Source organism: Mesorhizobium sp. M2A.F.Ca.ET.043.02.1.1, assembly GCF_003952405.1.
In the GTDB taxonomy this organism is placed as follows: Bacteria; Pseudomonadota; Alphaproteobacteria; order Rhizobiales; family Rhizobiaceae; genus Mesorhizobium.
The window spans coordinates 5,165,613-5,179,705 of sequence record NZ_CP034445.1 but is presented as its reverse complement, the minus strand read 5'-3'; the positions used below and the strand labels follow the sequence as shown (position 1 = coordinate 5,179,705).

Annotated in this window: 13 protein-coding genes and 1 pseudogene; 6 read left to right on the top strand and 8 right to left on the bottom strand. The window is 64.4% G+C overall.

What is annotated here, in order from left to right; genetic code table 11:
* Positions 1-12: 12 nt before the first annotated feature.
* Both EJ068_RS33720 and EJ068_RS33715 read right to left on the bottom strand, forming a co-directional pair.
* Entirely contained in the window at positions 13-483 is a 471-nt protein-coding gene (locus tag EJ068_RS33720) for an extracellular solute-binding protein (protein WP_281058998.1), read from the bottom strand.
* Between the two features lie 79 nt (positions 484-562).
* Positions 563-1,054: pseudogene (locus tag EJ068_RS33715) on the bottom strand (extracellular solute-binding protein); the annotation flags it as partial.
* A gap of 227 nt (positions 1,055-1,281) precedes the next feature.
* Here EJ068_RS33715 and EJ068_RS24480 point away from each other — a divergent pair.
* Entirely contained in the window at positions 1,282-1,983 is a 702-nt protein-coding gene (locus EJ068_RS24480) for a GntR family transcriptional regulator (RefSeq protein ID WP_189342202.1), read from the top strand.
* Positions 1,984-1,999: 16 nt separating this feature from the next.
* Here EJ068_RS24480 and EJ068_RS24475 read toward each other — a convergent pair whose 3' ends face one another.
* From EJ068_RS24475 to EJ068_RS24445, 6 genes are all read right to left on the bottom strand, one after another.
* The gene (locus EJ068_RS24475) at positions 2,000-3,085 is read right to left on the bottom strand and encodes an ABC transporter ATP-binding protein (protein ID WP_127253314.1); all 1,086 of its coding nucleotides are present in this window, start codon (positions 3,083-3,085) and stop codon (positions 2,000-2,002) included.
* Complete coding sequence (locus EJ068_RS24470) at positions 3,075-3,683, bottom strand: cupin domain-containing protein (protein WP_127253312.1); 609 nt, start codon at positions 3,681-3,683, stop codon at positions 3,075-3,077. The genes EJ068_RS24475 and EJ068_RS24470 overlap by 11 nt, the downstream gene beginning before the upstream one ends.
* Positions 3,684-3,965: 282 nt before the next feature.
* Entirely contained in the window at positions 3,966-5,036 is a 1,071-nt protein-coding gene (locus EJ068_RS24460; RefSeq protein ID WP_127253310.1) for an ABC transporter substrate-binding protein, read from the bottom strand.
* Between the two features lie 27 nt (positions 5,037-5,063).
* Positions 5,064-5,882 carry an ABC transporter permease gene (locus EJ068_RS24455; RefSeq protein ID WP_129554909.1) on the bottom strand — a complete coding sequence of 273 codons (819 nt, stop codon included), beginning with the start codon at positions 5,880-5,882 and terminating at the stop codon, positions 5,064-5,066.
* Positions 5,879-6,766 carry an ABC transporter permease gene (locus EJ068_RS24450; protein WP_127386105.1) on the bottom strand — a complete coding sequence of 296 codons (888 nt, stop codon included), beginning with the start codon at positions 6,764-6,766 and terminating at the stop codon, positions 5,879-5,881. Before EJ068_RS24450 ends, EJ068_RS24455 begins: the two co-directional genes overlap by 4 nt.
* Positions 6,767-6,867: 101 nt before the next feature.
* Positions 6,868-8,151, bottom strand: coding sequence for an FAD-dependent oxidoreductase (locus EJ068_RS24445; protein ID WP_127250332.1), 1,284 nt, complete (start codon positions 8,149-8,151; stop codon positions 6,868-6,870).
* 193 nt (positions 8,152-8,344) lie between these two features.
* Between EJ068_RS24445 and EJ068_RS24440 the strand changes: the two genes are divergently transcribed.
* From EJ068_RS24440 to EJ068_RS24420, 5 genes are all read left to right on the top strand, one after another.
* Complete coding sequence (locus EJ068_RS24440; RefSeq protein ID WP_128315349.1) at positions 8,345-9,502, top strand: fumarylacetoacetate hydrolase family protein; 1,158 nt, start codon at positions 8,345-8,347, stop codon at positions 9,500-9,502.
* 273 nt (positions 9,503-9,775) lie between these two features.
* Entirely contained in the window at positions 9,776-10,708 is a 933-nt protein-coding gene (locus EJ068_RS24435; protein WP_127250330.1) for a substrate-binding domain-containing protein, read from the top strand.
* Positions 10,709-10,835: 127 nt separating this feature from the next.
* Positions 10,836-11,822 carry an ABC transporter permease gene (locus EJ068_RS24430; protein WP_126078642.1) on the top strand — a complete coding sequence of 329 codons (987 nt, stop codon included), beginning with the start codon at positions 10,836-10,838 and terminating at the stop codon, positions 11,820-11,822.
* Positions 11,823-11,826: 4 nt separating this feature from the next.
* Positions 11,827-12,621 carry an ATP-binding cassette domain-containing protein gene (locus EJ068_RS24425; RefSeq protein WP_127883513.1) on the top strand — a complete coding sequence of 265 codons (795 nt, stop codon included), beginning with the start codon at positions 11,827-11,829 and terminating at the stop codon, positions 12,619-12,621.
* Positions 12,622-12,680: 59 nt separating this feature from the next.
* Positions 12,681-13,703: a LacI family DNA-binding transcriptional regulator gene (locus EJ068_RS24420; protein WP_126078644.1), complete on the top strand. Its 1,023-nt coding sequence runs from the start codon at positions 12,681-12,683 to the stop codon at positions 13,701-13,703.
* Positions 13,704-14,093 lie beyond the last annotated feature (390 nt).

The window sequence follows — 14,093 nt, the reverse complement described above, 5'->3', positions numbered from 1 at the left end:
CCGGTACGATCCTCATTGCTGGATCAGGTTGTTGAACTTCTCCGTCGCCTCGACGAGGGTGTCGCGCCAGAAGGCCGGGTCCTGCAGCACCTGCTTCTTGACGTTCTCGGGTGAGGAATTGATGTCCTTGATGCGCTCGGGCGGGATCTTGCCGGTCTCGAAAGCCTTCTCGTTGGCCGGGCCGTTGTCGACATAGAGCGGCAAGTTGGCCTGGAGATCGGGGCTGACGAACTTGGCCAGCGCCTTCATGGCGATGTCCTTGTTCTTCGAGCCCTTCGGGATGACCATGCAGTCGGCGGTCAGCACGCCCTGGTCGAAGGAGAAGCTGACCGGCGCACCGCTCTTCTTCAGTGTGCCGGCGCGGCCGTTCCAGATGCTGGCCATATCGACCTCGCCGTCCTTGACGAGCTGCATGGCCTGTGCGCCGGAGGTCCACCAGGCATCGATATGACCCTTGATCTTGTCGACCGGATTGCAGCGCACCGTCGATGTCGACCGGGTAGACCTTGTCGATTGGAATGCCCTTGGCGAGAGCGGCGACGCTCACCGTCTCCGTCGCTTGGCTGCCGGAGAGCGCGCGGCGGCCGGGGAATTTCTCGACGTTCCAGAAATCGGCCCAGGTCTTCGGGCCTTTGTCGCCGAAGACATCGGTCCGGTAGATCAGCACGACGGACGTGTAGGAGATGCCGACCCAGTCGTCATGCACGAGCTTGGGATTGATGCCGGTCTTGTCGATGACATTGTAGTCCAGTTTCTCGAACAGGCCTTCCTTGGAGCCGCGCGCGCATTCGTCGGCGCCAAGCTCGGTGATATCCCATTTGACGGCGTTGCCGGTGACCTGCAGGCGCACGTCGTCGAGGCCGTTGGTGGTGTCCTGCTTGATGGTGATGCCGAGTTCCTTGGCCGTCGGATCGAAGAAGGCCTTGGTTTGCGCTTCCTGATAGGTGCCGCCCCATGAGGCGACGGTGATGGTGTCGGCGGCCGACGCCGGAACGGCGGCCGATGCCAGCAGCCCGGCAATCGCCAGGCCGTGAATAAAAAGTCTCTTCGTCATTTTCGCTTCTCCAACCGGTGTTCCCGTTATCGTTGATTTGGTATGCTAATTTGTATACAATTTTGAGTGTAATTCGACGGAAGCCGATGTCAACATGGGCTTCAGGTTTTTGATGGTGGAGAAGCGGGACAGTTCGAAGCGGCCGCGCACCGCGACAGGGTCTGTTCAAGCAGGCGCTAAAAGGCACTAGACTGCGATTCCATGACTGACCGTTGGAGGCCGGACGTTTGAGCAAGGAAAGAAAAAACACGCTGCGCGACTCGGTCTTCGAGAAGCTGAAGGCGTTGATCATCACCGGCCAGATCCCGCCGGGCGGCCGCGTGACGGAAAACGAGATCGCCGAGCGCCTCAAGGTCAGCCGCACGCCGGTGCGCGAAGCCTTCAACCGGCTGGAACGCGACGGGCTGGTGATCGGCCGTCCGCGCCAGGGCTATGTCGTGGCCGAGTTCAACCTGACCATGTTCCGCGAGGCCTTCGACATCCGCGAACTACTCGACGGCCGCGCGACCGAGTTGGCCGCGGCCAACGCGAGCGCCGCCGACAAGGCGAAATTGCGCGAGATGCTCGCCGAATGCGAAAGGCTGGCGGCGATCCCGGATCGCAGCACGCGCGAAAAATTCGAGGAGCTGCAGGTCGGCATCGACCTGCATCGGGTGATCGCCGAAATCGGCGGCAATGAGATGCTCCATGGCATGCTCTGCGGCATCCTCGACAAATGCCAGCAATATGTCTGGACCGAGCTTCTGTGGCTGGACGAATGGAAGCTTACCCGCGAGGAGCATGCCGGCATCGTCGACGCGATCTGCGCCGGCGATGTCGCTCTGGCGGGCGAGCGCGCCCGCGCGCATGTGCGCGGATCACGCGAGAACATCCTGCGCCTGCTGCAGGCCAAGTCCGACTATCAGGGATTGTTCGCCAAGGCTTCGTGAGCCAGCGCCCTCCCCGTCAGCTGGAAAGCATGGGGCAGCTGGCGCCACGGCGCAGGCTGACATGCGCCACGTCGCCGACGCTGAATTGAAAACCGTCGGCGCGGCGCGGAGCATCGATGACGATCGGAGTCCCCTGCCCGAGCTCGGCATGCAGGCGCAGCGTGCGGCCGTGGAAGACGACACCGCTGACCCGCGCCGGCGCGGTGCCTTCGGCGGCCTCGGAAGCGGCGAGAAGATCTTCCGGGCGCACGCCGATGGTGCGGGTGTCGCCGGCGTCCGGCATCTCGCCGCTGTCTGAGGTCGCCTCCAGCGGCAGGTCGCCAGCGGTAAAGCGCAGGCGCTCGCCGTCGCGGCCCTGGAAGCGCGACTGCAACAAGTTCATCGTGCCGATGAAGGAAGCGACGAAGCGTGTCGCGGGGCGGTCGTAGAGCGTGGCCGGCGGCGCGATCTGCTCGATGCGGCCCTTGTTCATGACGACGATGCGGTCGGAGATCGAAAGCGCCTCGGTCTGGTCGTGCGTGACCATGACGAAGGTGGTGCCGAGCCGCGACTGCAGCCGCTTCAATTCGACCTGCATCTGCTCGCGCAAATGCGCGTCGAGCGCCGACAACGGCTCGTCGAGAAGGAGCACGCGCGGCTCGCAGACGATGGCGCGGGCCAAAGCGACGCGCTGGCGCTGGCCGCCCGAGAGTTCCGAGACGCGGGCGCGCAGCTTGTCGGCGAGGCCAACCATGTCGAGCGCGTCGCGGATGCGTTTTGCCTGCTCGGCGCCGGACATTTTGCGCAGCGACAGGCCGAAGCCGACATTGGCCGCGACATCCATATGCGGGAATAGCGCATAGTCCTGGAAGACAGTGTTCACCGGCCGGTCGAAGGGGCGCAAGCCCGTGATGTCGCGGCCTTCGAGCAGGACATTGCCGCTCGACGGACTCTCGAAGCCGGCGATGACGCGCAGGCTCGTCGTCTTGCCGCAGCCGGAAGGGCCGAGCAGGGTCAGGAACTCACCCGGAGCGATATCGAGATCGACGGCGTCGAGGCCGACTATGCCGCCCGGAAAAACCTTCGAAACCTTCTGCAGGCGAACGAGCGCGTCAGGCGCCATCGCGCACCTCGGACGGCTTGGTCGTGTTGACCCAGAGGATCTGGCAGCGCTCGGCGCCGGGGTTGCGGAAGGCATGCAGCAGCGTGCTCTTGAAGGCGAAGCTGTCGCCGGCTTTCAGCACATAGGTGGTGGCGTCCACCACCAGCTCGACCTCGCCCGCCATCACGAAGCCGAATTCGTGGCCGGCATGGGCGTAGGCTTCCGCCGTACCGCCGCCGGCCTCGACCGTGACCAGCATGCCGGTGAGCGTGGCGGCGGGCGGCGACAGCAGCGCCTTGGCGATGCCTTCGGACTTCACCGGGATCTGCCGACGCTTGTCGGCGCGCACGCAATAGAGGTCGTTGACCGCCTCATTGCCGTCGGTGATCAGCGCCGACGGCTCGATGTCCAGCGCCGCGGCCAGCGGCCAGATCACCTTGACGCGCAGCGAGGACATGCCGCGTTCGATCTGGCTCAGCGCGCCGATGGAGATGCCGGCTTTGGCGGCCAAGTCGGCCAGCGAGAGGTTGCGCTCGAGGCGCAACGCCCGCACGCGCCGGCCGACGCGGATGTCGGCATCGTCTTTCCACCTTTCGGCGGCTTCGTCAAAGACATCCATGCGTTCGTCCCTGTTGCAGTCAGTCGGGCCGGCAGTTGACCAAGCCGGCTCCATGATCGGGTTCTTATCTTGCCAGACGCCGGCGCCGCCCCTCATCGCCCTGCCGGGCACTTCTCCCCGTATAGTGACGGGGAGAAGGGGCTGGCCGCAACGCTGGCGCCAGTTCTGCGACGCTGGTTATTGGCGAAGCCGCCGGTGACAGCCCCCCTCTCCCCGTCACTATACGGGGAGAGGATGCCGGCAGGCAGGTGAGGGGCAGCGCAAACTTTGGCAATTGATCGCTCAACCGCCGGCCTTCACCTTCTCGAACATCTTGGCCATATCGTCATTCTGCTTCATCGGGCCAGTGAAGATCGTGCTCTTCAGCATCACGTCCGGATCGGCCGGCAGCTGCAGCTTGTCCAGCTCTTCCTTTGACACGCCGGCGAAGGCGGTCGAGAGCGAGCTGCCATAGCCGTAGGACTGGATCAGGAACTTGCCGGAGTCGGCGTCGAGCCGGCTGTTGATGAAGTCATAGGCGAGATCGACGTTCTTGGCGTCCTTGAGCATGACGAAGCCGCAGGCCCAGGTCAGCATGCCCTCCTTCGGCTTCATGAACTCGACCGGCACGCCCTGCTTCTTCAGCGAGGTGGCCGACGCGTTCCAGGTCATGGCGGCGACCAGCTGGCCGCTGGCCAGCGCCTGCTCCACCGAGGTCATGTCGGTGGTGTAGCTGGAGAGCAGCGGCCGCTGCTCGCGCAGTTTTGCCGCCACCTTGTCCATCTGGTCCGGCGTCATGTCGAAGGGGTTCACGCCGGCGAGAAGTGCTGCGACGATCGGCGTGTCGTGCACCGCGTCGATGGTCGCCATGCGGCCGGCATATTGCTTGTCCCACAGGAGGTTCCAGCTTGCCTCCGGGTTCTTCACCAGATCGGTGCGGTAGAGGATCGAGGTGTTGCCCCAGTCCCACGGCACCATCCAGACCTTGCCGTCGCCCGCCTGCAGATCGGGTAGGTTCTTGAACACCGGGAAGACCGAATCCCAGTTCTTGATGCGCTTGGTGTCGATCGGCTGCAGCAGGCCCTCCTTGTTCCAGCGCGCCACCTTGTCGTAGCAGGGATGCGCGATGTCGGGCCGGAAGCCGGCCTTGACCTTGGTGAAGGCATCGTCGTCGTCGCCGAAGATCGTCGCCTCGACGCCATCGGGATGCGCGGCGAGGAAGCTCTTGTTGAAGTCCGGCAGTTCGTAGCCCGACCAGGTGAAATATTGCAGCTTGTCGGCGGCAAAAGCGACCGTCGACGACAGCGCCATGGCCAGGGCCGCGAGACCCGCCAGGGCCTTGCGGCCGGTTGTCGATTTCAGGTGTACTGTCATTTTCGTTCTCCTCTTCTTTGTTGTGCTTCAGGCTGGATTGCGGCGCGCGGCGCCGAGGCCGCGATGGCGCAGGATTTCGGCGGTGCCGGCGATGATGAGGGAGACAGTGAGGATCACCGTTCCCAGCGCCATCACGGTCGGCAGCGAGCGCGGGAAACGCAGCTGGCTCCAGATGTAGAGCGGCAGCGTCGGCTCGGTGCCGGCGAGGAAGAAGACGACGATGAACTCGTCGAAGGAAATCAGGAAAGAAAGCATGAAGGCCGACAGCACGGCGGGCGCGCTGAGCGGCAGCATAACGCGCCGGAACGTCGTCCAGTCGGAAGCGCCGAGATCGAGCGCGGCTTCGCGGATCGTCTTCGGGATGGCGGCGAAGCGGCTGCGCATGACCACGACCGTCGTCGGCAGCGCGACGAGGATATGACCGAGCACGATCGAAACGCGCGAGGGGCCGAGGCCGATGAGGTTGACCACGATCAACAGCGAGATGCCGACGATGACGCCGGGGATCAGGATCGGCAGCCGGGCGATGGCGCTGATGGTCGCCGCCAGCGGCGAGCGGCCGTAGAGGTCCATATAGGAAACGGTGATGCCGCAGAGCGTCGCCCCGCAGGCGGCGATGACGCCGATGACCAGGCTGTTGGCCAAGGCGCCGGACAGCGCCGGATTGCCGTAAAGCGTCTCATACCATTCAAGCGTGAAGCCCTGCAGCGGGAACGCGGCCTGGATCGAGTTGTTGAAGGAAAACAGCGGGATCAAAAGCACCGGCAAATAGAGGAAGACGAGATAGGCAAGCACATAGAGGCCGAGCCAGCCGCCGCCTGCGTTGGTATCTCCCCGCGCGCTCATGTGCGGCTGCCGAACCGGCGGTCGGCGCCGCGCGCGACGAGCACCACGCACAGGATGACCAGCATGACGCAGACCGAGAGCGCGGCGCCGAACGGCCAGTCATTGGCCTTGCCGAACTGCGACTGGATCAGCGTGCCGATCATCGTGCTGGCCGGGCCGCCCACCATGGCCGGCGTGACATAGTCGCCGACCGTCGGCACGAAGACGACGAGCGCCGCCGCCAGCACGCCCGGCATGGAATTGGGCAGCACGACGCGGCGGAAGCTGGTGAAGGGTCGCGCGCCGAGATCGGAAGCGGCTTCGAGCAGGGATTTCGGGATCGTGTCCAGCGCCACATAGATCGGCAGGATAGCGAAGGGCGCGTAGGCGTGGGCGAGCGTGACGACCACTGCGGCCGGCGTGTTGAGGAAGGCCAGCGTGGGCTCCTTCCAGAGGCCGGTCTCGATGAAGGCGGAATTCAGCACGCCATTATAGGCGAGCACGATCTTCCAGGCGAAGACGCGCAAGAGGTAGCTGGTCCAGAACGGCAGCGTGACCAGGAAAAGCAAAAGGTTGCCGCGGCGGCCGGCATGGAAGGCGAGATAGTAGGCGACCGGATAGGCGGTGACGACGGTCGCCAGTGTCACCAGGCCGGCAATGACCAGCGAGCGCAGCGTCACCGTCCAGTAGAGCGGATCGGTGGCGACGGTAATGAAATTTTGCGCCGTCAGGCCAACGCCGAGCAGCGAGCCGTCATTCCCCCTGAAGGCGAGGAAGACCACGAGGCCGAGCGCGAACAGGATGAGGAAGAATGTGACCAATCCGCCCGGCAGCAGCATGGCGAAGCGGAACACCGGCGAGATGCGGTTTTCCGGCAAGGGCCTTGTTGCAACGATGGTCGACATTTTCCTATTGGGCTGCCCATCGGTATTCTGAAATCGCTTAATGTTTTTTCATATTCATGAAACTGTCAAGCCGAATCGCTTGTGCGCCGCAGGCGTTTCGCTCAGCGCTCGAAGGCATCGAGCATCCGATACCAGGTGATTGCCGCGGCAACACCGATCTGGCGAAAGGCGTGGAACGGGATCGGCCGGATCGGCGACAAGGGAAATGGCAATTGCCTGGCATCGCCGCTGGCAAGATAATTTGCCATGCGCCTGCCGAGCGCGCTCATCAGGCCGACGCCCCTGCCCTGACAGCCAACAACTGCAAGCAGGCCCTTTTCCGGCTCATGCAGATGCGGCAGGTGATCCGGCGTCAGCGCCACGCGGCCGAACCAGCGCTTCTCGATGGCGATGCCGGCAAGCGCAGGATAGAGGCGGGTGAGCGCGCGTTCGAGATGCGCCCAGTCCGCGGCGCTTGAGGGCAGCGCCATGCGGCCGCGTCCGCCCAGCACCATGCGGCCATCGGGACTCCGGCGGTAGTAGACCAAGATGCGACGGGAATCCGAAACCGCTTGCCCGCCAGGCAGGATGCTGGCGGCAAGCTCCGCCGGAAGCGGCGCGGTAGCGATCTGGAACGAATGCAGCGGCACGATTGTTTGTGCGAGGCCCGGCAGCAGGCTGTCCGTATAGGCATTGGTGGCGAGCACGACCGATCTTGCACGCAGTTCGGCGCCGCCTTGCGTCGAAACCCGCCAGACGCCGGCCTCCTTGGCGAGCTTCACCACCCGCTGCTGCTCGGCGACGCCAGCGCCGGCGGCCGAGGCGACGCGGGCCAGTTCGAGCGTATAGGACAACGGATCGATGATTCCGGCGCGGCGGTCGAGCCAGCCGCCGAGATAACCCAGGGCGCCGGTCATCGCTGCGATCTCGGCGTGGTCGAGCAGCTTGACGTCGGCGCCGCGTGAGCGCCACTGGCGATCGCGGTTGACGGCGGCCTTCAACGCTGTCTCGGTGTGCGCGGCCTGGATCCAGCCATTGCGCGTGGACGGCACGGCCAGCTTCTCGTCGCGGATCACGTCGAACACGGCATCGGCCGTCGAGGCGGCGAACGCGACCAGGGCTTCGCCGCGCTCCTTGCCGAAATGCTCGATTAGCCATTCAGGGTCGTATTTGAGGCCGGGAATGACCTGGCCGCCATTGAGACCGGAAGCGCCCTGCCCGATCGCGCCGGCATCCAGCACCTGAACAGAAAGGCCCGCGCGCGCGGCATGCAGCGCCGTCGACAGTCCCATGATGCCGGCGCCGACAATGATCGCGTCGAGCGTGCTGCCGGATGACAGTTCCGACCGGAACGCCGGCGCCGTTTGGGGTTTTTGCCAGACCGGATCGGAGAAGGCTGCGGGCAAAGACCACCTCGGCGCTGAAATTTCGTGAAAATCCTATTGTCGATTTCACTAATTTGAAAGAGCGCTCGATAGGCCAGACAAATCCTGACTGTGTGACAGCACAGCCATGGCCCATAAACCTTGGCATCGACGGGATAGACGTTTGCGCTAAATCCGGGGAAAGTGCCGCGCGACAATCGAGAGGAATGATGCCATGACCGATCCGACCCGTCTGCCCGCCGATGGACTTTTCGTCGGCCGCGCCAGAACCAGCGATGCCGCCCACCCGCTGGTGGTGACGGTGCGGGACGGCGAAGTGATCGACATCACCTCGAGCGCGGCGCCGACGGTGCGCGATCTTTGCGAGTTGAAGGATCCTGCTGGCCATGTGCGTTCGGCCAAGGGCAAAGCGATCGGCGCGCTCGCCGATGTCGCGGCGAACAGCTTCGAGGCCACGCGTGACACGAAGAAGCCCATCCTGCTTTCGCCCGTCGACCTGCAGGCGGTCAAAGCTTCCGGCGTCACCTTCGTGGTCAGCCTGCTCGAGCGCGTCATCGAGGAGCAGGCGCGCGGCTCGGCGGAAAAGGCCGACGCCATCCGCGCCGACATCGCCAGCCTGATCGGCCATGATTTGTCGAAGCTGAAACCCGGCTCGCCGGAAGCGATGGAAATCAAGGCCAAGCTGATCTCGCGCGGGGCCTGGTCGCAATATCTGGAGGTGGGTATCGGCCCGGACGCCGAGATCTTCACCAAATGCCAGCCGATGGCGTCCGTCGGCTTCGGCGCCGATGTCGGCCTGCACCCCGTCTCCACCTGGAACAATCCCGAGCCGGAGATCGCCATGATAGCCGACAGCTCGGGCCGCATCGTCGGCGCGACGCTGGGCAACGACGTCAATCTGCGAGATGTCGAGGGGCGCTCGGCGCTGCTGCTCGGCAAGGCCAAGGACAACAATGCTTCCGCCTCGCTCGGACCGTTCATCCGGCTGTTCGACGAGACCTTCTCGATTGCCGACGTCAAGCGAGCCACGGTGCGGCTCAGCGTCGAGGGCGAGGACGGCTTCTCGCTGGAAGGCGCGAGCTCGATGGCGGAAATCAGCCGCTCGCCGGAAGAACTGGTCAAGGCGACGATGGGGCCGCATCACCAATATCCGGACGGGCTGGCGCTTTATCTCGGCACGATGTTCGTGCCGTCCAAGGACCGCGGCGAGAAGGGCAAGGGCTTCACCCACAAGGTCGGCGATATCGTCACCATCTCGTCGGAAAAGCTCGGCGCTCTCACCAACCGCGTGCGCCTGTCGCCGGACTGTCCGCACTGGACCTACGGCGCCAGCCACCTCATGCGCGACCTGGCAAAGGCCAATCTTCTCTAGCGCCCAACCGAGGCGACGTTGTCCAAGCCCGCCGCAGAGAGCGAGCGCTAACGGCACCGCCTGCCCGAGAAAATAGCGCCTGAACTGATGCAATCTGATGGGATTGCTGATGGCGTGCGCGCCTCACCCAACATCCATTGGTGACGGAGGCTTGCCACCGCTCGAAAAAGGGGAATGCTCTGGGCGTCCCGCTCGGCGCTGGCAGGAGGTGCGGTTCGAGGAGCCGCATCGCGCTTGATGTAGAGGGAGAGTTTCAACATGGGAGGAAATCGAATGCTTTCGCGGCTAAGACTGCTCGTGCTTGGCTTGATCGCGCTCGTCGCCATTCCGGCGATGGCTGAGGCCAAGACGTTCTACTGGATTTCACATGGCGGCCCGGCCGACCCGGTCTGGACCTACTTCCTTGCCGGCGCCAAGCAATGGGCAAGCGACACCGGCAATAAGGTCAACACGTCGTTCCACAATGGCGACGTTGCCTCGCAGCAGGAGGCGATCCGCGCCGCCATCTCGGCCAAGGCCGACGGCATCGTCACCACCAGCCCCGATCCGGGCAGCCTGATCGAGCTCGCCAAGGAAGCGCGCGCGGCCAACATCCCGATCATCAACTTCAACACACCCGACCCGAAAGCCAACTTCAACGCCTATGTCGGCGGCGACAACGTCACCTTCGGCAAGCACTGGGCGCAATACCTGGTCGACAAGGGCCTTGTGAAGAAAGGCGACTTTGTCTGGATGCCGGTCGAGGTTCCCGGCGCCACCTATGGCGTGCAGGAAGAGGAAGGCATCAAGAGCGTCTTCGGGCCGCTCGGCATCACCTATGAAATCACCGAGGCCACGCTCGACCAGGCCGAAGTGATCAGCCGCATGGCCGACTATCTCACCGCGCACAAGGGCAAGGTGAAGGCGATCATCGGCCTCGGCGACCTCGTCACCGGCTCGATCAAGCGGGTGTTCGACCAGGTCGGCGTCAAGGCGGGCGAGATCCCGGTCGTTGGCTGGGGCAATTCGCTCGACACCACGCAGGAAGTGCTGAACGGCTATGTCAACGCCGCGCAGTGGCAGGACCCGCAGGCGACCAGCTATGTGGCGCTGTCGCTCGCCAACATGGCCGCCAGCGGCATCCCCCCGGGCTTCAATGTCATCACCGGCGCGCTCTACGAGAAGGACACCGCCGGCGTCTACGACAAGATCCTGTCCGGCAAATAAGTTCCCGCGCGATTGACCAGCGCCGCGCTTTGCACCTGAAGCGCGGCGCTGGATGCTACCGCCGCCGGCGCCCGCCGCCATACCCGGCGCGAAATCCGGCCAGTTTCAATCATGTCACGGGTATCTCGTGGAAAATCATTCCTTCGTCCAGCGCCTGATCGGCAGGTCAGAATTCGGCCCCCTTGTCCTGCTCGTCGTCGAGTTGGTCGTGTTCTGGGCCATCAATCCGGACTTCCTCTCGCCGCAGAACATCTCCAACATCCTGGCCTTCACCGTCGAGCTCGGCCTGATCGCGCTGGCGATGACGCTGTTGATGACATCGGGTGAATTCGACCTTTCCGTCGGCTCGCTGTTCGGCTTCTCGCCAGTGCTGATGTGGACGCTGTTCAACAGCGGCGTCACCTCGCTGGAGGTGGGCCTGCTGATCGCGCTAATCGTTGCCGCGCTGATCGGGCTGGTCAATGGCTGGTTCGTCACCCAGCTCAAGATCCCGTCCTTCCTGGTCACGCTCGGAATGCTGCTGGTCGTGCGCGGCACGGCGCTCTTCGTCACCGACGGCTTCCCGCAGCGGACCTGGAGCGCCGAAGGCAGCTGGCTGGCCGATATCCTCGTCGGCGACTTCTATGTCGGGCCGTTCCGCATCTACGCCTCGCTTTTCTGGTTCATCGGCGCCGCGATCATCCTTGGCTATGTGCTGACGCAGAGCCGGACCGGCAACTGGATCCAGGCCGCCGGCGGCAATCCCAATGCGGCGCGCGCCCGCGGCGTCAACGTCAACCGCGTCAAGGTCGGTCTGTTCGTCCTGTCGGCGGTGATGGCTTCGCTAGCCGGCGTGATCTCGTCGCTGCGCACCTCCGCGGCCAACCCCAACAGCGGCACCGGCTATGAGCTCGAGGTCATCGCCATGGTGGTGATCGGCGGCACGGCGCTGACGGGGGGACGCGGCACCATCATCGGCACGGTGCTCGGCATCCTGATCCTGCGCGTCATGCGCAACGGCATCGTGCTGATCGGGGTGCCGGGGCTTGCCTACAACATCTTCATCGGCGCGATCATCCTCGGCATGATGGCGCTGCATTCGTGGCTCGAACGCCGGCACCAGGCAGGGACTTAAGACGATGGCCGAGCCTCTGATCCGCATGGCAAACATCCGCAAGTCGTACGGGCGCGTGCAGGCGCTGGTGGACGCCAATTTCCACGTCAACGAAAAGGAGATCGTCGGCCTGCTCGGCGACAACGGCGCCGGCAAGTCGACATTGATCAAGGTGCTGTCGGGCGCCGTGCCGCTGACCAGCGGCGACATCTTCGTGCGCGGCAAGAAGGTCAATTTCCGCAGCACCAGCGACGCAATCGCTGAGGGCATCGAGACGATCTACCAGGACTCGGCGCTGGTCACGCAGCTGTCGATCGCGCGCAACCTGTTCCTCGGCCGCGAGCCGATCAAGCCGCCGCGCTTCCTGAACCGCATGGACCAGGAGGCGATGAACGCGGTGGCGCGGGACCTTCTGCGGCAAGTCGGCATCACCAAGAACATCCCGCCGACGACGCCGATCGGCTCGCTGTCGGGCGGCGAGCGGCAGGCGGTCGCGATCGCGCGCGCCATGCATTTCGACAGCGACCTCATCATCCTCGACGAGCCGACCAACAATCTCGGCGTCGCCGAGACGCAAGGTGTCTTGAGCTTCGTGCGCAGCGCCCGCGATTCCGGTCATTCCTGCATCTTCATCGCGCATAACATCCACCATGTCTTCCAGGTGGTCGACCGCATCGTGGTGATGCGCCGGGGCAAGGTGGTGGCCGACGACATCGATCCGAAGAAGACGACGGTGGCCGAGGTCGAGCGCGTCATCACCGGCATGTCGGACAAGGAAATCCGCGATGCGATTTCAGACGGCCGGGACTCGCATGGCTGATTTCGGCTGACTTTGACTTGGCGTGACAGGGGCTCGCATCCCATCCTATGACTGGACCCATGAAAGCCACCGTAGCCGACATCGCCAGGAGCTGCGGCCTGTCGACCGCGACCGTCGACAGGGTGCTGAACAACCGTCCGGGCGCGAGCGCCGCCAACCGGCAGCGCGTGATGGAAGCGGCCAAGCAGCTCGGCTATCTGCCGACACTCGACCAGGTCGTGCTGCCCTCGAAGCCGGCGCATCTCGAATTCTTCCTGCCGATCGGGTCCAACGCCTTCATGGCCGATCTTGCCCATCACATCGAGGACTATGCGGCGCGCCTGCCCCTGGTCGCGTCGTGCCGCATCCACAATCTTGCCGGCATTTCGCCCAGCGCGCTGCAGAGCGCTGTGGAGAATCTGTCGCTCAAGGCCAATGGCGTCGGCGTCATCGCCGTCGATCACCCGCGCACGCGCAACATCTTGCGCGAGCTGGTCGAGGCGGGAATCAGGCTGGTCACGCTGGTCTCAGACGTGCCGGCGGCGCCCCGCTCGGCCTATGTCGGCATCGACAACCGCGTGGCGGGCCGCACAGCGGCGCTGCTGATGGGGCGCTTCCTCGGCGGCCGCACCGGGCATCTGGCGATGATGGTCGGCTCGCGCTCCTATCGCGGCCATGAAGAGCGCGAGATGGGGTTCCGCTCGGTGCTGAGCGAGGAGTTCCCCAATCTCACCGTGTCCAGCGCCGTCGAGATCAACGACGAGCCAGACGCCAGCTACCGCGCCACCATCAAGGCGCTGCACGACGAACCGGATCTGCTCGGCATCTACTGCGTCGGCGGCGGACGCTCCGGCGTCGCCAGGGCGTTGCTGGAAGCCAAGCCGCGCAGGAAGCCGGTCTTCATCTGCCACGACCTGACCAAGGAGACACGGCGCTATCTCGTCGATGACCTCGCCGATGTCGTCATCGACCAGAATGCGCGGCTGATCGCCGAACAGTCTGTGATCCGCCTGCTCGGCTCGATCGCCTCCTCGGCGCCCTACCTGACCAAGAAATTCATCGAGCCGCGGCTGATCTTCAAGGAAAACGTGCCGGTGCAGTAGGCCGGCAATGGGTGCTGGCGGGTGCCTATTCGGATTTGTCTGATAATTGATCCCGCAATTCTGCACAGCAGCTATGCACGTTTCGCAATTGCCGAATCGTTGGGCAACTCGTATTTATGAACCTGTCGGATGTCTTCCTCCTCCCAGACACCGGCGCTGAGTGCGGTACACCTCCTCCCGTGCCGTATTCGAAATCAAGCCCGCTGCCACCTCCTCCCGGCAGCGGGCTTTTTCTTTGTGCGCAATAAGGCGGCGCTCCAGCCCCCTCACCCGGATTGCGATCCGAATTGCGAAGGGCAATTCGGGGCAATCCGACCTCTCCCCCAAGGGAGAGGAGACGGTCGGCGCCGACCCCAATCTCTTCTCCCCTCGGGGAGAAGGTGGCCGCGA

What these genes read in the sequence shown, in the direction of transcription:
- EJ068_RS24475 (WP_127253314.1), bottom strand. Translation starts at nt 3,085, where the DNA reads ATGGCGCCTGACGCGCTCGTTCGCCTGCAGAAGGTTTCGAAGGTTTTT.
- EJ068_RS24470 (WP_127253312.1), bottom strand. Translation starts at nt 3,683, where the DNA reads ATGGATGTCTTTGACGAAGCCGCCGAAAGGTGGAAAGACGATGCCGAC.
- EJ068_RS24460 (WP_127253310.1), bottom strand. Translation starts at nt 5,036, where the DNA reads ATGACAGTACACCTGAAATCGACAACCGGCCGCAAGGCCCTGGCGGGT.
- EJ068_RS24455 (WP_129554909.1), bottom strand. Translation starts at nt 5,882, where the DNA reads ATGAGCGCGCGGGGAGATACCAACGCAGGCGGCGGCTGGCTCGGCCTC.
- EJ068_RS24450 (WP_127386105.1), bottom strand. Translation starts at nt 6,766, where the DNA reads ATGTCGACCATCGTTGCAACAAGGCCCTTGCCGGAAAACCGCATCTCG.
- EJ068_RS24440 (WP_128315349.1), top strand. Translation starts at nt 8,345, where the DNA reads ATGACCGATCCGACCCGTCTGCCCGCCGATGGACTTTTCGTCGGCCGC.
- EJ068_RS24435 (WP_127250330.1), top strand. Translation starts at nt 9,776, where the DNA reads ATGCTTTCGCGGCTAAGACTGCTCGTGCTTGGCTTGATCGCGCTCGTC.
- EJ068_RS24425 (WP_127883513.1), top strand. Translation starts at nt 11,827, where the DNA reads ATGGCCGAGCCTCTGATCCGCATGGCAAACATCCGCAAGTCGTACGGG.
- EJ068_RS24420 (WP_126078644.1), top strand. Translation starts at nt 12,681, where the DNA reads ATGAAAGCCACCGTAGCCGACATCGCCAGGAGCTGCGGCCTGTCGACC.